Below are 22616 nucleotides of genomic sequence, written 5' to 3' on the forward strand. Positions count from 1 at the left end.
ACTTTATTTATCGACTGACACTCCCTCATCGGGGGCAAGCCCCCTCCCACATTGGCCTTTCATTTCAATCAGACGACAGCGTTGTAGAACTGCTCGCTGCTCTTCTGCTCGACCAACGCCTGCTCAATCGCCGCTTGATGCACTTCATCGGCGTGCTCTTCACGGGCTTCCGGCAGGATGCCCAGGCGCGAGAACAGTTGCATGTCCTTGTCGGCCTGCGGGTTGGCGGTGGTCAACAGTTTGTCGCCGTAGAAAATCGAGTTGGCGCCGGCGAAAAACGCCAGGGCCTGCATCTGCTCGTTCATGGCTTCACGGCCGGCGGACAGCCGCACATGGGACTGAGGCATCAGGATGCGCGCCACGGCGAGCATCCGGATGAAGTCGAACGGGTCGATGTCTTCGGCGTTTTCCAGCGGCGTACCGGCCACTTTCACCAGCATGTTGATCGGCACCGACTCCGGATGCTCCGGCAGGTTGGCCAACTGGATCAGCAGGTTGGCACGGTCGTCGAGGGACTCGCCCATGCCGAGGATGCCGCCGGAACAGATCTTCATCCCCGAATCACGTACATAGGCCAGGGTTTGCAGGCGCTCGCTGTAGGTGCGGGTGGTGATGATGCTGCCGTAGAACTCCGGCGAGGTGTCCAGGTTGTGGTTGTAGTAGTCGAGGCCGGCCTGGGCCAGGGCTTCGGTCTGGTCCTGGTCAAGACGGCCGAGGGTCATGCAGGTTTCCAGGCCCATGGCCTTCACGCCTTTGACCATCTGCAGCACGTACGGCATGTCTTTGGCCGACGGGTGTTTCCAGGCAGCGCCCATGCAGAAGCGCGTCGAACCGATGGCCTTGGCGCGGGCAGCCTCTTCGAGGACCTTCTGCACTTCCATCAGCTTTTCTTTTTCCAGGCCAGTGTTGTAGTGGCCCGACTGCGGACAATATTTGCAATCTTCCGGACAGGCGCCGGTTTTGATCGACAGCAGGGTCGACACCTGCACACGGTTCGCGTCGAAATGCGCACGGTGTACGGTCTGCGCCTGGAACAACAGGTCATTGAACGGCTGCACAAACAGTGCTTTGACTTCAGCCAGGGACCAATCGTGACGCAAGGTGGCGGTGATGCTGGCGCTCATGGGCGATTCCTTGATTATGCTTTGGCAAACGCTGCGGGAAGGGCAATACCCACAGGCGCGACACGGATGCTCGGCATATTTAAGGAAGATTCATGCACTGTCAACCAAGATACAAACACGAAGTTTACATCTGGTTAAAAAACATACGCACCTGTTTAATCTGCGATGAGGCCACAGAAACAGACGATTGTGTGTGCAACGTCTGCGAAACCGAGCTGCCCTGGCTGATGGAGCACTGCCAGACCTGCGCGCTACCCTTGGCGATGGACGGTTTGATCTGCGGCCAATGCGTGAAACACCCCCCCGCCTTTAAACAAGTAATCGCCCCCTGGACCTACAGCTTTCCCGTGGACACCTTGATCAGTCGCTTCAAGCACCAGGCGCGCTGGCCCCTCGGGCATCTACTGGGGCACTTGCTGGGGCAACACCTGCGGGATCGCTTCGACAACAACGAACTCACCCGCCCAGACGTTCTGCTGCCGGTACCCATGGCCCGCCAGCGCTTGCGCGAGCGTGGTTATAACCAGGCGCTGATGCTGGCGCGCTGGCTCAGTGCCGACCTGAATATCCCCTACGATGAACACCTGTTATTACGCCCCCATGAAACCATGGCGCAACAGACCCTCGACGCCAAGGCGCGCAAACGCAACCTGCTCAACGCCTTCGCCCTGACCCCTGACGCCCTTGTACAAGGCCGCCACCTGGCGCTGGTGGACGACGTGCTCACCACCGGCGCCACCGCCCACAGCCTGGCGCGGCTGTTGATCAACGCCGGCGCGCGACAGGTGGACGTGTACTGCCTGGCCCGCACACCCAAGCCCGGCACTTGACTCTCATGCCTCACAGCCGCAACGTCCGCTCATCCCAACACAGCGTATGCCCATGTCTCTTCCGACTTTACTGAGCCAACACATCGTCCGCCGCCCCCAACGCATCGCCCTGCTTGGGCATATCGCCGAACAGGGCTCCATCACCCGCGCCGCCAAGAGTGCTGGCTTGAGTTACAAGGCCGCTTGGGATGCCATTGATGAACTGAACAACCTCGCGCAAAAACCGCTGGTAGAACGCAGCGTCGGCGGCAAAGGCGGCGGCGGCGCCAGGCTCACGGCTGAAGGGGAACGGGTATTGCGCCTCTATCAACGCCTGCAAGCCTTGCAGGCTGAGGTGCTGGGCTCGGACGAAGCCGCCAGTGACTTCAATCTGCTGGGCCGTCTGATGCTGCGAACCAGCGCGCGCAATCAGTTGCATGGCCTGGTCATCAGAATTGAAAGCCATGGCCGCAACGACCTGATTCATTTGCAACTCGCGGGTGGATTGACCCTCGCCGCGCAAATCACCCACGACAGCACACAACGGCTGGAGCTGGAGATCGGCGTGGAAGTCGTCGCGCTGATCAAGGCTGGCTGGCTGGAATTGCTGGCACCGGATGGCGCCGTAACACTCGGACACAATTGTATGAGCGGGACGCTAGACGCCATTCTCCACGCCGAGGACGGTCCCAGCGAAGTGCGTATCGCCCTGCCCAATGGCCAGGTTTTATGCGCCCTGGCGCAGCCCGACGTACTCATCGCCCTGGACGCCGCCGAAGGCCAGGCGATCCAAGTGCAATTTGCCCCCAGTCATGTGCTGCTCGGCACACCGGTCTGAGCCGCAGAGTTCTTCAAACTGCAACAACTTCGTCACACCCGCTCCTTATGGTGTCTGCAAAAACCGCAGGGAGCCTGAGATGAGCCTATTAGAAGAAAACCAAGCCACCGACCTTGAACAGATGGTTGGCCTCACCCGCCGCCGCTTCATCGGCGCCGGCGCCCTGTGCGGTGCCGCGATGTTCCTGGGCGGCAACCTGCTGAGCCGCAGCGCACTGGCCGTGAACGCCGCTTCCGCCAGCCCGCTGCTGGGGTTTGCCAGCATCGCTGCCGCCACCAGCGACACCATCACCTTGCCGCCGGGCTACAGCGCCTCGGTGCTGATCAGTTGGGGCCAACCGCTGCACAAGAGCGCGCCGGCTTTCGACCCTTCCGGCAACGGCACGGCCAAGGCCCAAGAACAGCAATTCGGCGACAACAACGATGGCATGAGCCTGTTCGCCTTCCCCGGCGACGACAACCGCGCGCTGATGGCGATCAACAACGAATACACCAATTACCGCTATCTCTTCGCCCACGGCGGCGCGCCGCAATCGGCGGAAGATGTGCACAAGGCCCAGGCCAGCGAAGGCGTGTCGATAATTGAAGTGCGGCGCAAGGGTGACACCTGGCAGTTCGTCCAGGACTCGCGTTACAACCGCCGTATCCACGGCAACTCGCCAATCCGCCTGAGCGGCCCTGCTGCTGGCCACGACTGGCTGAAAACCAGCGCCGACAAATCCGGCAAGAAAGCCCTCGGTACCTTCCAGAACTGCGCCAACGGCAAGACACCCTGGGGCACTTATCTGACGTGTGAAGAAAACTTCACCGACTGCTTCGGCAGCAGCGACCCACAACAAACCTTCGACGCCGCACAGAAACGCTACGGCGTGGTGGCCGCCAGTAAAGACATCAACTGGCACCAGCACGACCCCCGCTTCGACTTGGCCAAGAACCCCAACGAACTCAATCGTCATGGCTGGGTGGTGGAAATCGACCCATTCGACCCGCAATCCACCCCGGCCAAACGCACGGCGCTGGGCCGCTTCAAACACGAAAACGCCGCCCTCGCTGAAACCCGCGACGGCCGCGCGGTGGTGTACATGGGCGACGACGAGCGCGGTGAGTTCATCTACAAGTTCGTCAGCCGCGACAAGATCAACCACAAGAACCCCAAGGCCAACAAAGACTTGCTCGACCACGGCACCTTGTACGTGGCGATCTTCGACGCGGGCAACGGCGATGCCGATCATCCCAAGGGCAAAGGCCAGTGGGTCGAGTTGACCCATGGAAAAAACGGCATTGACGCCAGCAGCGGTTTCGCCAACCAGGCAGAAGTGCTGATCCACGCGCGCCTGGCCGCCAGTGTGGTCAAAGCCACGCGCATGGACCGCCCGGAATGGATCGTGGTCAGCCCCACCGATGGCCAGGTTTACTGCACCCTGACCAACAACGCCAAGCGCGGCGAAGACGGCCAACCAGTAGGCGGCCCCAACCCACGGGAAAAGAACGTCTACGGCCAGATCCTGCGCTGGAAAGCCAATGCCGATGACCACGGTGCGGCCGATTTCAGCTGGGACTTGTTTGTGGTCGCCGGCAACCCCGGCGTACACGCGGGCAAGCCCAAGGGCGGATCGTCCAACATCAACCCGCAGAACATGTTCAACAGCCCCGACGGCCTGGGCTTCGACAAGGCCGGACGCCTGTGGATCCTCACCGATGGCGATTACAGCAACGCGGGCGACTTTGCCGGGATGGGCAACAACCAGATGCTCTGCGCCGACCCAGTCACCGGAGAAATCCGCCGCTTCATGGTCGGGCCGGTGGCGTGTGAAGTGACGGGTATCAGCTTCTCACCAGATCAGAAAACGTTGTTTGTGGGGATTCAGCATCCGGGGGAAACCGGCGGCTCGACTTGGCCGGAGCATCTGCCGAATGGCAAGCCGCGTTCGTCGGTGATAGCGATTCGGCGAGATGATGGCGGGATTGTCGGCGCCTGATAGGCCGCTATCGAGGGCAAGCGTCCTCCCACATCAGACCGCATTCCTACAGGATAAACGCGGTCACCTGTGGGAGGGCACTTGCCCCCGATGACAATGGCACAGGCGCCCCCTATCTCAGGCTTGGTGCGTTACCATACCCGGCCGGAAGCGGCGCCCTGCTGCCCGCAGGAGTTCCCATGGCCCATCCGTTTGAAACCCTCACCCCTGACCTCGTGCTCGACGCCGTCGAAAGCATCGGTTTCCTCAGCGATGCTCGTGTTCTGGCGCTCAACAGCTACGAAAACCGCGTGTATCAGGTGGGTATCGAAGACGGTGAACCGCTGATCGCCAAGTTCTATCGCCCTCAACGCTGGACCAACGACGCGATCCTTGAAGAACACCGCTTCACCTTCGAGCTGGCCGACTGCGAAGTGCCAGTAGTCGCGCCATTGATCCACAACGGCGAGAGCCTGTTCGAACACGCCGGCTTCCGCTTCACCTTGTTCCCTCGCCGTGGCGGCCGTGCGCCAGAGCCCGGCAACCTTGATCAACTGTATCGACTCGGGCAACTGCTCGGCCGTTTGCACGCGGTGGGTTCGACCCGCCCGTTCGAACACCGTGAAGCCCTGGGCGTGAAGAACTTCGGTCACGATTCACTCAACACGCTGCTCGAAGGCAATTTCATTCCCAAAAGCCTGCTGCCGGCCTACGAGTCCGTTGCCCGCGACCTGCTCAAGCGTGTGGAAGAGGTCTACAAGGCCACACCGCACAAGAACATCCGCATGCACGGCGATTGCCACCCCGGCAACATGATGTGCCGCGACGAGATGTTCCATATCGTCGACCTGGATGACTGCCGTATGGGGCCGGCGGTGCAGGACCTGTGGATGATGCTCGCTGGCGACCGTCAGGAATGCCTGGGCCAACTGTCCGAGTTGATGGACGGCTATCAGGAGTTCCACGATTTCGACCCGCGGGAATTGGCACTCATCGAACCGCTGCGCGCCCTGCGCCTGATGCACTACAGCGCTTGGCTCGCGCGGCGTTGGGACGATCCCGCCTTCCCCCACAGCTTCCCGTGGTTCGGCAGCGAGCGGTATTGGGGTGATCAGGTGCTGGCACTGCGCGAGCAGCTTTCGGCGCTCAATGAAGAGCCGCTCAAACTCTTCTGATTGCTTTCGAACGTGGGAGGGGGCTTGCACCCTCCTACACAAAGCAGACCGCATTACCAAGCCAGTCCCATTGCCTGACAAATATCCTTACAATCGCGCTTTGTTAGCTGCCTAAGCAAGGATTCTGCAATGCACGCCGCCAACCCCCGCAAGGGGTACATCCTGGGCCTGAGCGCCTACGTCATCTGGGGCTTGTTCCCGCTCTACTTCAAAGCCATCGCCAGCGTACCCGCCGCCGAGATCATCGTTCACCGTGTGCTGTGGTCGGCGTTGTTCGGCGGCTTGCTGTTGATGGTGTGGAAGCATCCCGGTTGGTTCCGCGAGCTGCGCGACAACCCCCAGCGCCTGGCGATCCTTGCCCTCAGCGGTTCGTTGATTGCCGGTAACTGGCTGACGTATGTGTGGTCGGTGAACAGTGGCCGCATGCTGGAAGCCAGCCTGGGTTACTACATCAACCCGTTGGTGAATGTACTGCTGGGCATGTTGCTTCTCGGCGAACGCTTGCGTCGCCTGCAATGGGCCGCCGTGGGCCTGGCCGCAGTGGGCGTGGCGCAACAGGTGTGGCAAGTGGGCAGTTTGCCGTGGGTGTCGTTGGTGCTGGCGCTGACCTTTGGGTTCTACGGCCTGATCCGCAAACAGGCACCGGTCAAGGCGCTACCAGGGCTGGTGGTGGAAACCTGGATGCTGGTGCCAATTGCCGTCGCGTGGCTGCTGTTCAACCCCTCCGCCCACAGTGCGCAACTGGCGTTCTGGAGTACGTCCGAAGCCTGGTGGCTGGTGGCCGCCGGTCCGGTAACGCTCATCCCGCTGGTGTGCTTCAACGCCGCCGCACGGCATTTGCCGTACACCGCGCTGGGTTTCTTGCAGTACGTCGCGCCGACCCTGGTGTTGCTCGAAGCCGTACTGCTGTTCGGCGAACACCTGGCGCCAAGCACGCTGATTGCCTTCGCCTTTATCTGGGCTGGGTTGGTGGTCTACAGCGTGGACGCCTGGCTGACCGTGCGCAAACGCTGATCAAATAACGTACAACATCCTGCAAGCCACAGCCCGCATGGCTTGCAGGCATTCACCCCAAGGTTATCCACAGGCCCATGCAAGATTTCCATGCATAACCTTGTGGACAAATTATTCCTCGTTACGCAGCTCCACCATCAAGTCATCGGCCAAGGTTTCCAGGGATTGCTGCAAGCTCTCCAGGGACAACGATGGTGGCACCTGCAACAACGCTTCAGCTGTGAACAGCGGGTCGCCACTCATAGGGGCCGGGCGCACATCCGTGCTCAAGCGCTCCAGGTTCACGCCCTGCTGACTCAATAACGCCGTGATCTCACGCACGATGCCCGAACGGTCATTGCCCACCAATGTCATCACAATTGGTTTGGACGCCGAGGCCTGCCCAGTGCTTCCCTCACCCACCAACACGCGAATGCCGTGTGTGGATAAGTCCTCCAGCGCCCCCAATAACGCCTGACGGCTTTCCGTAGGTACGCTGACCCGCAGGATCCCGGCAAACTGCCCGGCCATATGGGCCATGCGGCTTTCCAGCCAGTTGCCACCGTGGGCGGCAATGTTCTGCGCGATGCGCTCGACCAGGCCGGGTTTGTCGGCGGCGATAATTGTGAGTACAAGATGGTCCATGGCGAAGCCCTCTGAATTCAATCTACAAGGTGGACCCGGGGGCCCACGAAAACAAATCGTGTACCATTTTTATATTTATCTGGAACAATCTAATAGTTTTTTGAGAACATCCTGTTCTCCGCTGTGACCGTACGACCAAAGTGGGTCGCTAAACGACGTATTTAGTCTAATTTTCACAACCGCAAGTCATCATGTAGTATGCCCAACCGTGCACTACATAATGAAAATCTGAAAAAGCGCATAAGCTCCGCAGAGTGAGGCAAGCAATGACTGAACACGTTCAAGTCGGTGGCCTGCAGGTCGCCAAAGTCCTGTTCGACTTCGTGAACAACGAAGCCATTCCCGGTACCGGCATCACTGCCGACCAGTTCTGGGCCGGCGCCGACAAGGTCATCCATGACCTGGCACCGAAGAACAAAGCCCTACTCGCCAAACGCGACGATTTCCAGGCGCGCATCGATACCTGGCACCAGACCCATGCCGGCCAGGCTCACGACCCGGTGGCCTACAAAGCCTTCCTGCAAGACATCGGATACCTGCTGCCAGAAGCCGCAGACTTCCAGGCTTCGACCCAAAACGTCGATGACGAAATCGCCCGTATGGCCGGCCCACAGCTGGTGGTGCCGGTGATGAATGCCCGTTTCGCCCTCAACGCCTCTAATGCGCGCTGGGGTTCGCTGTACGACGCGCTATATGGTACCGACGCCATCAGCGAAGCCGACGGCGCCGAGAAGGGCAAGGGCTACAACAAAGTGCGTGGCGACAAAGTGATTGCCTTCGCCCGTGCCTTCCTCGACGAAGCCGCGCCGCTCAGCGCCGGCAGCCACGTCGATTCCACCGGTTACAAGATCGTCGACGGCACGTTGATCGTCAGCCTCAAGGGCGGCAGCAACAGCGGCCTGCGTGACGATGCGCAACTGATCGGCTTCCAGGGCCCGGCGGCCGAGCCGATTGCGATCCTGCTCAAACACAACGGCCTGCACTTCGAAATCCAGATCGACGCCAGCACCCCGGTCGGCCAGACCGACGCCGCCGGCGTGAAAGACGTACTGATGGAAGCTGCGCTCACCACCATTATGGACTGCGAAGACTCCGTCGCCGCCGTGGATGCCGACGACAAAGTGGTGATCTACCGCAACTGGCTCGGCCTGATGAAGGGCGACTTGGCCGAAGAAGTGGCCAAGGGCGGCAAGACCTTCACCCGTACCATGAACCCTGACCGTGTCTACACCGGCATCGACGGTCAGGACGTGACGTTGCATGGCCGTTCGCTGTTGTTCGTGCGCAACGTTGGTCACTTGATGACCATCGACGCGATCCTCGACAAGAACGGCGATGAAGTGCCGGAAGGCATCCTCGACGGCCTGGTCACCAGCCTGGCGGCGGTCCACAGCCTCAACGGCAACAACACCCGCAAGAACAGCCGCACCGGCTCGGTGTACATCGTGAAGCCGAAAATGCACGGTCCGGAAGAAGCCGCGTTTACCAACGAGCTGTTCGGTCGCATCGAAGACGTGCTGAACCTGCCGCGCAACACCCTCAAGGTCGGGATTATGGACGAGGAGCGCCGCACCACGGTCAACCTCAAGGCCTGCATCAAGGCGGCCAGCGAGCGCGTGGTGTTTATTAACACCGGCTTCCTGGACCGTACCGGCGACGAAATCCACACCTCCATGGAAGCGGGCGCGATGGTGCGCAAGGCCGCCATGAAGGCCGAAAAATGGATCGGCGCCTACGAGAACTGGAACGTCGATATCGGCTTGAGCACGGGCCTGCAAGGCCGCGCACAGATCGGTAAAGGCATGTGGGCGATGCCCGACCTGATGGCCGCGATGCTCGAACAGAAAATCGCTCACCCATTGGCCGGTGCCAACACCGCCTGGGTACCGTCGCCTACGGCGGCTGCGCTGCACGCCCTGCACTATCACAAGGTTGACGTATTCGCCCGCCAAGCCGAACTGGCCACGCGCGAGCGCGCCTCGGTGGACGACATCCTGACCATTCCCCTGGCCAGCAACACCGATTGGTCCGAGGAAGAAATCCGCAACGAGCTGGACAACAACGCCCAGGGCATCCTCGGCTACGTGGTCCGCTGGATCGACCAAGGTGTCGGCTGCTCCAAAGTGCCGGACATCAACGATGTGGGCCTGATGGAAGACCGCGCCACCCTGCGTATTTCGAGCCAGCACATCGCCAACTGGTTGCGCCACGGCATCGTCAACGAAGCCCAGGTGATGGAAAGCCTCAAGCGCATGGCGCCAGTGGTGGACCGTCAGAACGCAGGGGACGCGCTGTATCGCCCACTGGCCCCGGACTTCGACAGCAACATCGCGTTCCAGGCAGCGGTGGAGTTGGTGATTGAAGGAACCAAGCAACCCAACGGTTACACCGAGCCGGTGTTGCACCGTCGGCGTCGGGAGTTCAAGGCTAAAAACGGCCTGTAAATGAAAAAGCCCTGATCGAGAGATCAGGGCTTTTTCTTTGGGGCTGTGTCGTGGATGTACGCGGTCAACTGTGGGACGGGACTTGCTCCCGATGAGGCCCGTGCAGATACCGCAGAAATCAAGAAGCCATCCCCAACTCGCGCTTGACCAGTTTCGCTAACTTCACGCTGTCGATCGGCTTGAGCAAAAAGTCCACCACACTCAAATGCATCGCATCGATCACATCCGGCGCTTCGGCGTCCCCCGACATGATGATGATCGGCAGCGCCGCGCGGGTGGATTCGCGCACTTGGCGGATTAACTCCAGGCCATTGCTCGGTGCCATGCGCAAGTCGGTGATCAGCAAACCGATGGAGCTGCTGGATTTCAACAAATTCCACGCTGCCTCACCACTCTCGGCAGTCATGCAGCGAATACCGTCCAGAGCAAGGATCTCCGCCAGCAGTTCTCGCGCATCCTTGTCGTCATCGACAATCAGCACGCGTTGCGGCGGTAAATCAGGCTCCAGCATCACGGCGCTCAGGGCCTCGCGCTCGGCATCACTCAAAATATCGTGGTCGGACATACGGTTCTCAACAATTTTCATCAATCTCCCAGCACACTCGTCAGACATCTGCGGAAGGGCGATCAATGTGCACTTCGTCGGAAAGTTTGACTAGTGGGTGTTCCACGGGGTTTGGACGATATTCATGTAAGGTTTTTCCCTAGCTCTACGCTGTTTTCATCGACCTAGACTTACGTCCAATGGGCACCTATCGCGTAGGAGTCGACCATGCAGGACGATAACGACAAAAAAACTGCGGTCACTGTTATGAGTAAAGCTGATGCTTTCACGCAGGCGGGTAAAACCGCCGTGTTGCAGAACATCCACGGCACTTTGCAATTCCTGCAACGTTTCCCGCCATTCAATCAAATGGAAAATGCGCACCTGGCATTTCTGGTTGAACAGTGTCAATTACGTTTCTTCGGCCCTGGCGAGAGCATTCTCAAGCCGTCGGGCGGGCCGGTGGAGCACTTTTACATCGTCAAACAAGGCCGCGTCGTGGGCGAACGACCGGACTCGGCAGAAACCACCTTCGAAATCACCACTGGCGAGTGCTTCCCCCTTGCTGCGCTTTTAGGTGAACGAGCCACGCGCACCGAGCATAAAGCCGCCGAAGACACCTTCTGCCTGCAACTGAACAAGCCCGCCTTTATCAAACTGTTTGCCCTCTCCAGCCCGTTTCGCGACTTTGCCCTGCGCGGCGTCAGCAGCCTGCTGGATCAGGTCAACCAGCAAGTGCAGCAAAAAGCCGTGGAAACCCTAGGCACGCAGTACTCGCTCAATACCCGTCTGGGCGAATTGGCCATGCGCCACCCGGTAATGTGCAGCCCGGACACGCCGCTGCGCGAAGCCGTGACGCTGATGCACGAGCAACAGGTGGGCAGCATTGTGATCGTCGACGTCCATCAGTCGCCCCTGGGGATTTTTACCCTGCGCGACCTGCGCCAAGTGGTCGCCGACGGCACCAGCGATTTCACCCAGGCGATCGACAGTCACATGACCCAGGCGCCGTTTTTCCTGACCCCGGACCACAGCGCATTCGACGCCGCCATCGCCATGACCGAACGGCATATCGCCCATGTGTGCCTGGTCAAGGACCAGCGCCTGTGTGGCGTGGTATCCGAACGCGATCTGTTTTCCCTGCAACGGGTCGATCTGGTGCACCTCGCCCGCACCATCCGCAATGCGCCCCGGGTGGAGAACCTGGTGGCGATTCGCGGCGAGATTGGCCAGTTGGTCGAGCGGATGCTCGCCCATGGCGCGTCATCCACCCAGATCACTCACATCATTACCCTGCTCAACGATCACACGGTGTGTCGAGTAATCGAGTTGACCCTCGCCGAAAAAGGCGACCCCGGCGTGCCGTTCAGTTGGTTGTGTTTCGGCAGCGAAGGCCGCCGCGAGCAGACGCTGTACACCGACCAGGACAACGGCATTCTGTTCGAGGCCAAGGACGCGGTTGAGGCCGCCGAGATTCGCGGTCGGTTGCTGCCCCTGGCGCAGCAGATCAACCAGAGCCTGGCGCTGTGCGGGTTCAGCCTGTGCAAGGGCAATATCATGGCCGGCAACCCCGAGCTGTGCCTGTCGCGGGCGGAATGGGCGCGGCGGTTTGCGGCGTTTATTCGTGAAGCAACGCCGGAGAACCTGTTGGGTTCGAGCATCTATTTTGATCTGCGGGTGGTGTGGGGCGATGAACAGGGGGGCGATTTTTTGCGCCAAAACGTCCTGGATCAGGTCGCAGATAACCGGCTGTTTCAACGCATGCTTGCCGAGAACGCCTTACGCCAACGGCCACCTGTAGGACGTTTCCGCGAATTCGTGCTGACACGCAAAAGCGGTGAAAAAGCCACGCTCGACCTCAAGGTGCAGGGCCTCACACCGTTTGTCGACGGCGCGCGCCTGCTGGCGCTGGCCAATGGCATCCACGCCAACAACACCCTGGAGCGTCTGCGCCAGTTGGTGGCCAAGGAAGTCATCGAACCGCTGGACGGCGCCGCGTATGAAGAGGCGTACCACTTTATCCAGCAAACCCGCATGCAGCAGCACCAGTTACAGACCCGCGAGAACCAGCCGTATTCCAACCGCGTCGACCCCGATAGCCTCAACCACCTGGACCGGCGCATTCTGCGCGAATCCCTGCGCCAGGCCCAACGCCTGCAAAGCAGCCTGACGTTGCGGTATCAACTGTGAGTTTATTCGACTGGTTACGTGCGAAAAAACCTGGCCTTGATGCCGCGCAACAACGGCGCCTGGAGCAACTGTCCAAGCCCGCGGCATTGGGCGATAACCCACTGCGTACCCAACGCTGGGTGGTGGTGGATCTGGAAACCAGCGGCCTGAATCTCAACCGTGACCAAGTGCTGTCCATCGGCGCGGTGGTGATCGAAGACGGCGCGGTGGACTTTTCACAGCTGTTCGAACGCACCCTGCAGCGCGCCGAAACAAAGCTCAGCCCCAGCGTGTTGATCCATGGTCTGGGGCCCAGCGCCATCGCCGCTGGCAGTGATCCGGTGGAAGCGCTGCTGGACTTCATGGCATTTGTCGGCGACAGCCCATTGCTGGCCTTCCATGCACCGTTCGACCAGCACATGCTCGGTCGCGCACTCAAGGACAGCCTGGGTTATCGCCTGGCGCATCCGTTTCTGGATGTGGCCGACATCGCCCCACTGCTGTGCCCCGAGGCGCCTATCCGCGAAGCCGGGCTGGACGACTGGATAAACCATTTCAAACTGCACGTGGGCGAACGCCATCACGCCAGCGCCGACGCCCTGGCCACGGCGGAGCTGATGCTTATCTTGTTCAGTCGTGCGCGACAACAGCAGATCGACTCCCCGAAGGCGCTTCAGGAGCGCTTGAGCCAATGGAAACGGCGCAAGCAAGCGCCCTCTTTCTAACCACTTAATAAATGACCTTTAGGTGAAAGGGCTTTCGTTGTGGTGAGCGGGCTTGCCCCGCACTGGGCTGCGGAGCAGCCCCAATCCAGGCACCGCGTTTCTTCAGTCATAACCCATTGGCAGGTGTTGGGGCCGCTCCGCAGCCCAGCGCGGGGCAAGCCCGCTCACCACAGAAAATCTAGTCACCACAGAAAGCCTGCTCACCAAAGAAATCCCAGTCACCATAGAAAGCCCCCTCACCACGCTTGAGCCAATGGAAACGGCGCAAGCAAGCGCCTCTTTCTAACCACTTAAATAAATGACCTTTAGGTGAATGAGCTTTCATTGTGGTGAGCGGGCTTGCCCCGCGCTGGGCTGCGAAGCAGCCCCAATCCAGGCACCGCGCTTCTTCAGTCATAACCCATTGGCAGGTGTTGGGGCCGCTTCGCAGCCCAGCGCGGGGCAAGCCCGCTCACCACAGAAAGCCCCCTCACCACAGAAATCCTGCTCACCACAAAAAACACACTCACCACAGAAAGCCTGCTCACCAAAGAAAGCCCCTTCACCACGCTTGAGCCAGTGGAAACGGCGCAAGCAAGCGCCTCTTTCTAACCACTTAAATAAATGACCTTTAGGTGAATGAGCTTTCATTGTGGTGAGCGGGCTTGCCCCGCGCTGGGCTGCGGAGCAGCCCCAATCCAGGCACCGCGTTTCTTCAGTCATAACCCATTGGCAGGTGTTGGGGCCGCTTCGCAGCCCAGCGCGGGGCAAGCCCGCTCACCACAGAAAACCTACTCACCACAGAAAGCACCTCACAACAGAAAACCTACTCACCACAGAAAGCCCCTCACAACAGAAAACCTGCTCACCACAGAAAGCCCCCTCACAACAGAAAACCTGCTCACCACAGAAAGCCCCCTCACAACAGAAAACCTACTCACCACAGAAAGCCCCCTCACAACAGAAAACCTGCTCACCACAGAAAGCCCACACCACAAAGAGCTCTTCTCACAAGGCAACGCTCATCGACCAATGAGATGTCATTAAGCCTTCAACCCGACGGACGCCAATTGCGCCCATCCCACGCCTCTGACACAATCGCGAATAATTCTCGTTAGTTTAAACCCCTTGTTTATTCGGTGATGCCTTGTCGTCGGTCCAGAACCCACACAGTGAGCTTGTTGGCGCGTTGTATCGCGACCATCGTGGCTGGCTGTTGGCCTGGCTGCGGCGTAATGTGGCCTGCCCGAGTCGCGCCGAAGACCTGAGTCAGGACACCTTCATGCGCCTGCTGGGCCGTGACGAGCTGCGCGCCCCCCGCGAGCCACGGGCATTTCTGGTGGCGATCGCCAAAGGCTTGCTGTTCGACTACTTCCGTCGCGCCGCCTTGGAACAGGCCTATCTCGCCGAATTAATGCTAGTCCCGGAAAGCGAACACCCTTCTGCGGAAGAACAGCAACTTATCCTGGAAGACCTCAAGGCCATCGACCGCCTGCTCGGCAAGCTGTCGAGCAAGGCCCGCGCCGCCTTCCTCTATAACCGCCTCGACGGCCTGGGCCACGCGGAAATCGCCCAGCGCCTCGGCGTGTCAGTACCCCGTGTGCGCCAGTACCTGGCCCAGGGCATTCGCCAGTGCTACATCGCGTTGTATGGCGAACCGTTGTGAGTGCGATCAGCTCAAAACCGGTCTCGGCCCGTGTGCTGGATGCGGCGATTGCCTGGCAGCTGTCCCTGGATTCCGGCGACGGCAGCGCGGTGGAACGTGAAGAGTTCAGCAAATGGTTGGCCAGCAATGAAGAACACGCTCGCGCCTGGCGCCAGCTGGGGATGCTCGATCAGCGCTTTGGCGTGGCCTCGGGCCCGGCGCGGGCGGCGTTGTTGCAATCGCGTGAAGGTATTCGCCAACGGGTGCGCAAGCTCGGTACTGGCCTGGCGAGTATCGCGCTGGTGTGCGGTTTGGCGTTGTTTGCCGGCGAGCGTTATGTGCCGATCCACTATTGGCTGGCCGACCAACGCACCGCCACTGGCGAACAGCGCACGCTGAAACTGGCGGACGGCACGCAGATCAACCTCAATACCCACAGCGCCATCGACGTACGCTTTGATGAAAAACGCCGGCTGATCGTGTTGCAGGAAGGCGAAATCCTCGTCGAGACCGGCCACAACGACGCGCGCCCGTTCTACGTGCAAACCCGCGACGGCAGCCTGCGGGCACTGGGCACGCGGTTTATCGTCAGGCGCGAAGACGACGCCACGCGGTTGAGCGTCTTGCAATCGGCAGTCGCGGCGCAGCCGCAAGCATTGCATCAAGAACAGATTTTCAAGGAAGGCCAGCAAGTGCTGATGCGTGGCGACGGCCTCGGCCCAGCGCTGGCCGTCACCCCTGCCACCGACGCCTGGACCCGCGGCATGCTGGTGGTCGACAACGCCCGCCTGGGCGATGTGGTGGATGAGCTCAGCCGCTACCGCACCGGCTACTTGGGTGTGGATAAAAGCGTGGCTGACCTGCGCATCACCGGCAGCTTCCCGCTGCACGACACCACCCTTGCGCTCAACGCTCTGCTGCCGACCCTGCCGGTGCGGATCGAGCAGCACACGCCTTGGTGGGTAACGGTCACGGGTAAGCCTTAGGGTCTGGGGTGGCTGGGCTATCGCTATCGACGATTCGACTTGCCCCCGATGAGGACCTCACTCCCACCGCAAAAATATTTTGATCCTGCCCTATCACTTCTCGATTCTCGTTCGGCACATAGGCAATTGCGAATTACTTCCATTCAGGAGCCGCCCCATGTCCCGCACGCTAGACACCTTGTTGCGCCCCAGCCTGTTAGCCGTTGCCATAGCCCTCAGCGCCCCGCTGGCCAGCCCTTCACTGTTTGCCGCCGAACAAGCGTCCAGCGTGCGCGCCTACAACCTGCCGGCTGCACCGCTGGCCACCACCCTGAACCAAATCGCCAGCCAGGCCGGCATCGCGCTGACCCTCAACCCGTCGCTGGCCGCCGGCAAGACCTCGGCGCCGGTCCAGGGCCAGTTCGATGCACAAGGTGCACTGCGCGAGGCGTTGCGTGGGACTGGGTTGCAATTGGAACAGGGTGGTGCGGGAACGTTTACCTTGGTGGCGATTCCTGAGGGGATTGTGGCGTTGCCAGAGACCAGCATCACCGGACAGGGCAGTTATGAAAGCGCATGGGGGCCGGTGGATGGTTATGTCGCCACCCGCACAGCGGCTGGCACCAAGACCGATACTCCTATCGCCGAGTTGCCTCGCTCGGTCACGGTGATCACTCGCCAGCAAATGGAAGACCGCTCCGTTCTCAACCTTAACGATGCACTGCGTTACACCGCTGGCGTGCAGAGCAGTGGCTACGGATCAGACTCGCGCAGTGACTGGCTGCTGGTACGCGGGTTTGTCCCAACCCAATTCCTTGACGGTCTGCCATTGCCCAAAGGCAACTACGCCACGCCGAAGATTGACACCTGGAACCTGGAGCGCATCGCAGTCCTTCGAGGTCCGGCCTCGTCGGTCTACGGGCAAACCCCACCCGGCGGTTTGCTGGATATGGTCAGTCGCCGCCCCCAGGCCGAAAGCTCGAACGAAATTGAAGTTCAGGCAGGCAGCAATAACCACAAACAGATCAACTTCGATAGCACCGGCAAGATCGACGATGAAGGACAGTTCCTCTACCGCGTAAGCGGCGTGGTGCGCGACAGCAACACCGCCGTCGACCACATCCCGGACAAGCGCTACAACGTCGCACCCAGCCTGACGTGGAATATCAACGACGACACCAGGTTCACGCTGCTGACCCAGTTCACCCGCGACGATACGGGTATCACCGGGCAGTTCCTGCCACTGCAAGGCACCAAGTTGAGTTCACCGGCCGGCAAGATTTCCCACCACAAAAACCTGGGCGATCCGGACTGGGAATTCTATGACCGCACTTACTACGCACTGGGTTACGCGTTCGAGACGCGCCTGAACGACACCTGGCAGTTCCACCAAAACCTGCGTTACACCAAGAATGACCTGTCCTTCCAGGGCATTACCGCCGGTGGCGCGTTCTTTCCAAATGGGCCTGAAGTTGCGGTTGATGCCGATGGCAACGTGAGTCGTTCCGCTGGCAAGGTCGATGAAAACATCGGCCAATTCGCCGTCGACAACAACTTCCAGGCAGACTTCAAGACCGGCGCAATCAATCACACCCTGCTGCTGGGTCTCGACCACCAGCGCTCCGACAGCGATGCGCGCTGGTTGTGGGGATCGGCGGGCGTGCCGACCATCAACTTCAACCGTCCGGTGTATGGGCAGGACTTCTCGAAAGTCACCTACTTCACCATGTATGACTACAACCAGAAGACCCAGCAGACCGGCCTCTACCTTCAAGACCAAATGGCCCTCGACAACTGGCGCCTGACCCTCGGCGGGCGTGAAGACTGGGTCCATACCGGCACCACGTTTCATAACCTCAACGACGCAACCAATACTCAGCGTGACAAACATTTCAGCGGTAACGCGGCGCTGAGCTATGTCTTCGACAACGGCATCACTCCGTACCTGTCCTACGCTGAATCATTCCAGGCCGGCTCGGGTACACAAGTAGCCAGCACCGGAGCATTTAAGCCCACCGAAGGCAAGCAATATGAAGCCGGTATCAAATACCAGCCTCCCGGCACCAAAGCATTATTCACCGCTGCAGTGTTCGACCTGACACAACAAAACACCTCGGTCACCGAAGGCAGCATCACTCGCCAAGTCGGTGAGGTACGGGTTCGAGGCCTTGAACTGGAAGCCAGTGCCGACGTCACCGAAAGCCTCAAGCTCGTAGGTTCCTACACCTATAACGACAGTGAAATCACCGAAGGGGTTGCGGCAGAAAAAGGCAATCGCCTGAACCAGTTGCCTCGCAACCAAGCCACAGGCTGGGCCGACTACACCTGGCACAGCGGCATGCTGGACGGGTTCGGCGTGGGTGCAGGTGTGCGCTACGTCGGCGACACCTACGGCAATGCTGCCAACACCGACCTCGGTCATGTGGGGTCCTACACCGTATATGACGCCTCCGTGCACTACGACCTGGGCCGCGTAAACAGTTCTATGAAAGGTGTGACGGTGGCGGTCGACGCCAAGAACATCTTCAACAAGGATTACCTGTCGACCTGCGACGGCTTCTACTGCTACTACGGCGACCAGCGTAACGTGGTCGCCAGCGTGAACTACAAATTTTAAGACGGTGAAAAACCGCTGATGAAGGGCCGCCTGAACTGCGGCCCTTTTGCCTTTTGGAGCCGTGATGAAAAGCAAAACCATCCGCCGCTGGTCCTTCATCCACACTTGGACCAGCCTGATCTGCACCGTATTCCTCCTGCTGCTCGCCCTCACCGGCCTGCCCCTGGTGTTTCACCATGAGATCGACCATCTGCTGGGCAACGAGCCCACACTGGCGCAGATGCCTGCCGATACGCCGCAGCTCAACCTTGAGCAACTGGTCGCCAAGGCGCAGGCCCATCGCCCCGGTGAAGCCATGCAATACCTGGCGTGGGACGAGGACGACAAGAACGGTGTGATCGCGATCATGGCCGCTACTGCGGGCACTGAGCCCAATTCGTCCCACACCTTTATGCTCGACGCGCGCACCGGCGAGTCGGTGGAGATGCCTTCGGCCAATGGCGGTTTCACGCTGTTCCTGCTGCGTCTGCATGTGGACATGTTCGCCGGGCTGCCGGGCAAGTTGCTGCTGGCGTTCATGGGCGTGTTGTTTGTGCTGGCGATCATCTCCGGCACAGTGTTGTACCTGCCGTTTATGCGCCGATTGAAGTTCGCCACTGTGCGCCAGGACAAATCCACCCGCCTGCGCTGGCTGGACCTGCACAACCTGATCGGCGTGGTCACCCTGACCTGGGCGCTGGTGGTGGGCGTGACCGGCGTGATCAGCGCCTGCGCCGACCTGATCATCGCCGCGTGGCGTCAGGACAGCCTCAGCGCGATGATCGAACCGTACAAGAATGCCCCCCCGCTGACCCAGCGTGCCCCAGCAACGGAACTACTGACCATCGCCGCCAAGGCCGCCCCTGGTATGCAGCCGGATTTTATCGCCTTCCCTGGTACACGCTTTTCCAGCGAGCATCATTACGCGGTGTTCATGAAAGGCAGCACCCACCTGACCTCGCACCTGCTCACGCCGGTGCTGATCGACGCGAGCACCCTGGCCGTCACCGCCGTTGCCGAACGGCCGTGGTACATGGACGCCATGGGCATGTCCCAGCCGCTGCACTTCGGTGACTACGGCGGCATGCCGATGAAAATCCTTTGGGCGGTGCTGGATGTGTTGACCATCGTTGTGCTGATCAGCGGGATTTATCTGTGGATCGTCCGGCGCAAGGCGGGCAAGGCATGAAGCCAAGACAGTCGAGTTTCTGGAAGGTATTTGGCATCCCGCTGGGGATTGGCCTGCTCAGCGCCGCCGGGTTGTTTGCGGCGTTGCTGGGTGATGGGCCGTGGGATTCGTTGAGTTGGGTGGGGTTGGGGATACCGGCCGCCATTGGCATGTGGGCGTTGTTCAAGCGGCGTGGCTGAGGGCGCTATCGGGGGCAAGCCCCTCCCACAGGTGTTCCGCGTTCGTCATGACAACTCGGTCAACCGTGGGAGGGGCGGTGCGACGATTCGACTTGCCCCGATGAGGCCCTCAAAAACACCCGCACTCCCCCTCGCCAGCCACCGCGCAACCCTCTAGGCTAGCCACAGTCAATTTTGAGGTTTGCCCATGTCCACTCCCAGCATGACCTTGTTCCATAACCCCGCGTCACCGTTCGTTCGTAAGGTCCGCGTGCTGCTGATCGAAACCGGCCAGCAGGATCGCGTGGCCCTGCAAGGGTGCATGCCGACCCCGGTCAACCCGGACGCGCAGGTGGTGCAAGGCAACCCCGTGGGTAAGATCCCGGCGCTGCGCCTGGCGGACGGCAGCGCGTTGCACGACAGTCGGGTGATCCTTGATTACCTCGACCACCAGCATGTGGGCAACCCACTTATCCCCCGCGACGGCGCGGCCCGCTGGCGCCGCCTGACCCTGGCCTCGATGGCCGACGGCATCATGGATGCCGCCGTGCTGGTGCGTTATGAATCGACCCTGCGTCCGGTGGAGAAACATTGGGCGCCTTGGCTCGACGAGCAGCGCAACAAGATCCGCCGCGCCCTCGCCGAGCTGGAACAGGATGCCATCGCCGAGCTGACCAGCCACTTTGACATTGCTTCGATCAGCGTGGCCTGCGCCCTGGGCTACCTCGACTTCCGTCATCCGGACATGCAGTGGCGAGTCGACAACCCTAAGCTTGCTGGCTGGTACGCCGAAGTCAGCCAGCGACCTTCGATGCTGGAGACCCAGCCGCCGGTCTAGCAAACCGCTCAGCTTTCCTGTGGTGAGTGGACGGTCTGTGGTAGTGGGCTGTCTGTGGTGAGCGGGCTTGCCCCGCGCTGGGCTGCGAAGCGGCCCCAAAACCTGCCAATCGGGTATTGCTGAAAAAACGCGGTGTCTGGATTAGGGCTGCTTCGCAGCCCAGCGCGGGGCAAGCCCGCTCACCACAGACAACCCGTTCACCCCAAAAAATTCACTCACCACAGACAGCCCCTTCACCCCAAAAATCCACTCACCACAGACCGCCCACTCTCCACAGACCGTCCACTCACCACAGACCGCTCACTCTCCACAGCCCGCCCGCTCACCACGCAAACCTCACTCACCACAACAGCGGAAAACAGCGCGTTAATTTTCTCCACCAACCGCGACCGCTCTTGCCGATCCTCTCGTAACCCACTCATTGCACCGCCTCCAGATCAAACGCCAACGGCTCGACCACCTTGCGCTTGCCCACGCCGTACCAATCCAGTTTGCGCGTCAGCACCATCACCGTTCCCAGCAGGCCGAACAACAGCAGCGAGCCCATCAGCAGCGCGTAATCCTCGGCGCTCAACAGCCCGTATAACAAGCCGTACAACGCCGCCAACCCCGCCGAAAACCCCAGGCCGTGGGCGATGCTGCGCAGCACGTGGCACACATAAAAGCCGATCAACATCACACAGGCACTCGCCGAGATCAGGTACGCCAGGGCAAAACCCAAGTGCTCGGACAACGACAACAGCAGCAGGTAGAAGAACGCCAGCGCCACACCCACCAAGGCGTATTGAATCGGGTGCACTGCCAGGCTCTTGAGCACTTCGAAGAGGAAGAAGCCGGCAAAGGTCAGGGCGATGAACAGCAGCGCGTATTTGATCGCACGGTCGCTCTTGAGGTACTGGTCCACCGGATCGATGAAGTTCACCCCGAAACTGCGGCTGTTGAAGTCCTCACAGCTGTTTTCGGACAAACAGCCACGCAGGGCTTCTTCGAGGTTGGTGGAGAAGAACGAAGTCTGCCAGTTGGCGGTGAAGCCCTGGTCGGTGACCTCACGCTGAGCCGGCAGGAAGTTGCCGATAAAGCTCGGGTGTGGCCAGTTGGACGCGAGTGAGACCTGGCTGGTCTTGCCCACCGGCACCACTTGCAGTTGCTCGGTGCCTTGCAGGCGCAGGTCAAAGGCGAATTCCATGGCGGCCGGTTTCTTGTTGTCCTGCGCCGGCAGTTCGACGTGTACACCTTCACCCAACCAACCGACCTGACTGCCCGGCGAGAACTCCAGGCGCTGGCTGCCCAGCTCCAGTTTCAGCGCGTTTTCGATACCGCGAATATCGCTGATGCCCACCGCCAGAAACGCCGGTTCAAAGCGGTAATCGGCATAGTTCTCGGTGATGCCCCATTGCTCCGGCAGCACAAAACGCCCGCTGATGCGATTGTCGGCGTGGAACAGCCGAGCTTGGTAAATGCCCCGTGCGCGCAGTTCTGTCTGCACCTTGCCGTCGAGTTCAAAACGCTCCGGAAGGAAATACAAACGACCACGCACTTCACGGGTTTCTTCGTAGCGCTTGTTGAGCTTTTCATTGAGCTTCCACTCACGCACGGTCTTGCGATACGGCACCACCATCACCGGGCCGGTGAGGCGTTGGGCGTAGCTGGAGCTGCGTGCGATGTCCATCAGTACGCCGTCGCGCAGTTGCTGGCGGTCGCTGATGATGCCGTTGATCATCAGCAACGGAATCAGCAACAGCAGGATCAGCAGCGCAATCGCGCCAAGTTTGAAAAGCAGGCTGCGGTTCATGGGTCTCTCCCTGTTTTGATGGAGAGAGAGT

Annotated in this window: 18 protein-coding genes; 14 read left to right on the forward strand and 4 right to left on the reverse strand. The window is 60.4% G+C overall.

Annotated elements, in window-relative coordinates; translation table 11 throughout:
- Positions 1-68 precede the first annotated feature (68 nt).
- Positions 69-1124 (reverse strand): biotin synthase BioB, encoded by a 1056-nt coding sequence (bioB, locus tag CKW32_RS12120; RefSeq protein ID WP_032883922.1) that lies wholly within the window; start codon positions 1122-1124, stop codon positions 69-71.
- Between the two features lie 92 nt (positions 1125-1216).
- On the opposite strand from bioB, the gene CKW32_RS12125 reads away from it, so the two are divergent.
- From CKW32_RS12125 to rarD, 5 genes are all read left to right on the forward strand, one after another.
- A complete protein-coding gene (locus tag CKW32_RS12125; RefSeq protein WP_095185061.1) occupies positions 1217-1954 on the forward strand; it encodes a ComF family protein in 738 nt (245 codons plus the stop codon).
- Between the two features lie 52 nt (positions 1955-2006).
- Positions 2007-2771, forward strand: a complete 765-nt coding sequence (locus CKW32_RS12130) for a TOBE domain-containing protein (RefSeq protein ID WP_095185062.1) — start codon at positions 2007-2009, stop codon at positions 2769-2771.
- Positions 2772-2850: 79 nt separating this feature from the next.
- A complete protein-coding gene (locus tag CKW32_RS12135; protein WP_095185063.1) occupies positions 2851-4749 on the forward strand; it encodes a PhoX family phosphatase in 1899 nt (632 codons plus the stop codon).
- 179 nt (positions 4750-4928) lie between these two features.
- Complete coding sequence (locus CKW32_RS12140) at positions 4929-5903, forward strand: serine/threonine protein kinase (RefSeq protein WP_032883927.1); 975 nt, start codon at positions 4929-4931, stop codon at positions 5901-5903.
- Positions 5904-6032: 129 nt separating this feature from the next.
- On the forward strand, positions 6033-6917 hold the full coding sequence (rarD, locus tag CKW32_RS12145) for an EamA family transporter RarD (protein ID WP_032883928.1): 885 nt from the start codon (positions 6033-6035) through the stop codon (positions 6915-6917).
- Positions 6918-7028: 111 nt separating this feature from the next.
- On the opposite strand, the gene CKW32_RS12150 is transcribed toward rarD, so the two are convergent.
- Positions 7029-7541 carry a glycine cleavage system protein R gene (locus CKW32_RS12150; protein ID WP_032883932.1) on the reverse strand — a complete coding sequence of 171 codons (513 nt, stop codon included), beginning with the start codon at positions 7539-7541 and terminating at the stop codon, positions 7029-7031.
- Between the two features lie 266 nt (positions 7542-7807).
- Between CKW32_RS12150 and CKW32_RS12155 the strand changes: the two genes are divergently transcribed.
- On the forward strand, positions 7808-9985 hold the full coding sequence (locus tag CKW32_RS12155; protein WP_032883935.1) for a malate synthase G: 2178 nt from the start codon (positions 7808-7810) through the stop codon (positions 9983-9985).
- A 118-nt stretch (positions 9986-10103) separates the two neighbouring features.
- Here the strand turns inward: CKW32_RS12155 and CKW32_RS12160 are convergent, their stop codons facing one another.
- Positions 10104-10550: a response regulator gene (locus CKW32_RS12160; RefSeq protein ID WP_032884510.1), complete on the reverse strand. Its 447-nt coding sequence runs from the start codon at positions 10548-10550 to the stop codon at positions 10104-10106.
- Positions 10551-10796: 246 nt separating this feature from the next.
- Here CKW32_RS12160 and CKW32_RS12165 point away from each other — a divergent pair, with 246 nt between their 5' ends.
- The 8 genes from CKW32_RS12165 to CKW32_RS12200 all read left to right on the forward strand — a co-directional run bounded on the left by CKW32_RS12165 (position 10797) and on the right by CKW32_RS12200 (position 20793).
- On the forward strand, positions 10797-12719 hold the full coding sequence (locus CKW32_RS12165; RefSeq protein ID WP_177434275.1) for a putative nucleotidyltransferase substrate binding domain-containing protein: 1923 nt from the start codon (positions 10797-10799) through the stop codon (positions 12717-12719).
- Positions 12716-13423 (forward strand): PolC-type DNA polymerase III, encoded by a 708-nt coding sequence (locus CKW32_RS12170; protein ID WP_032883937.1) that lies wholly within the window; start codon positions 12716-12718, stop codon positions 13421-13423. The genes CKW32_RS12165 and CKW32_RS12170 overlap by 4 nt, the downstream gene beginning before the upstream one ends.
- 1126 nt (positions 13424-14549) lie before the next feature.
- On the forward strand, positions 14550-15068 hold the full coding sequence (locus tag CKW32_RS12175) for an RNA polymerase sigma factor (RefSeq protein ID WP_032883939.1): 519 nt from the start codon (positions 14550-14552) through the stop codon (positions 15066-15068).
- Positions 15065-16033 carry a FecR domain-containing protein gene (locus tag CKW32_RS12180; RefSeq protein ID WP_095185065.1) on the forward strand — a complete coding sequence of 323 codons (969 nt, stop codon included), beginning with the start codon at positions 15065-15067 and terminating at the stop codon, positions 16031-16033. Before CKW32_RS12175 ends, CKW32_RS12180 begins: the two co-directional genes overlap by 4 nt.
- 157 nt (positions 16034-16190) lie before the next feature.
- Complete coding sequence (locus CKW32_RS12185; protein ID WP_095185066.1) at positions 16191-18629, forward strand: TonB-dependent siderophore receptor; 2439 nt, start codon at positions 16191-16193, stop codon at positions 18627-18629.
- A 64-nt stretch (positions 18630-18693) separates the two neighbouring features.
- Positions 18694-19797: a PepSY domain-containing protein gene (locus CKW32_RS12190; protein ID WP_032883945.1), complete on the forward strand. Its 1104-nt coding sequence runs from the start codon at positions 18694-18696 to the stop codon at positions 19795-19797.
- Complete coding sequence (locus tag CKW32_RS12195; RefSeq protein WP_095185067.1) at positions 19794-19976, forward strand: hypothetical protein; 183 nt, start codon at positions 19794-19796, stop codon at positions 19974-19976. Before CKW32_RS12190 ends, CKW32_RS12195 begins: the two co-directional genes overlap by 4 nt.
- A gap of 187 nt (positions 19977-20163) precedes the next feature.
- Entirely contained in the window at positions 20164-20793 is a 630-nt protein-coding gene (locus CKW32_RS12200; protein WP_095185068.1) for a glutathione S-transferase, read from the forward strand.
- 418 nt (positions 20794-21211) lie between these two features.
- Here CKW32_RS12200 and creD read toward each other — a convergent pair whose 3' ends face one another.
- Complete coding sequence (gene creD, locus CKW32_RS12205; RefSeq protein WP_095185069.1) at positions 21212-22585, reverse strand: cell envelope integrity protein CreD; 1374 nt, start codon at positions 22583-22585, stop codon at positions 21212-21214.
- Positions 22586-22616: the final 31 nt, after the last annotated feature.

The organism is Pseudomonas sp. Irchel 3H9 (genome assembly GCF_900187495.1).
GTDB lineage: Bacteria > Pseudomonadota > Gammaproteobacteria > Pseudomonadales > Pseudomonadaceae > Aquipseudomonas > Aquipseudomonas sivasensis.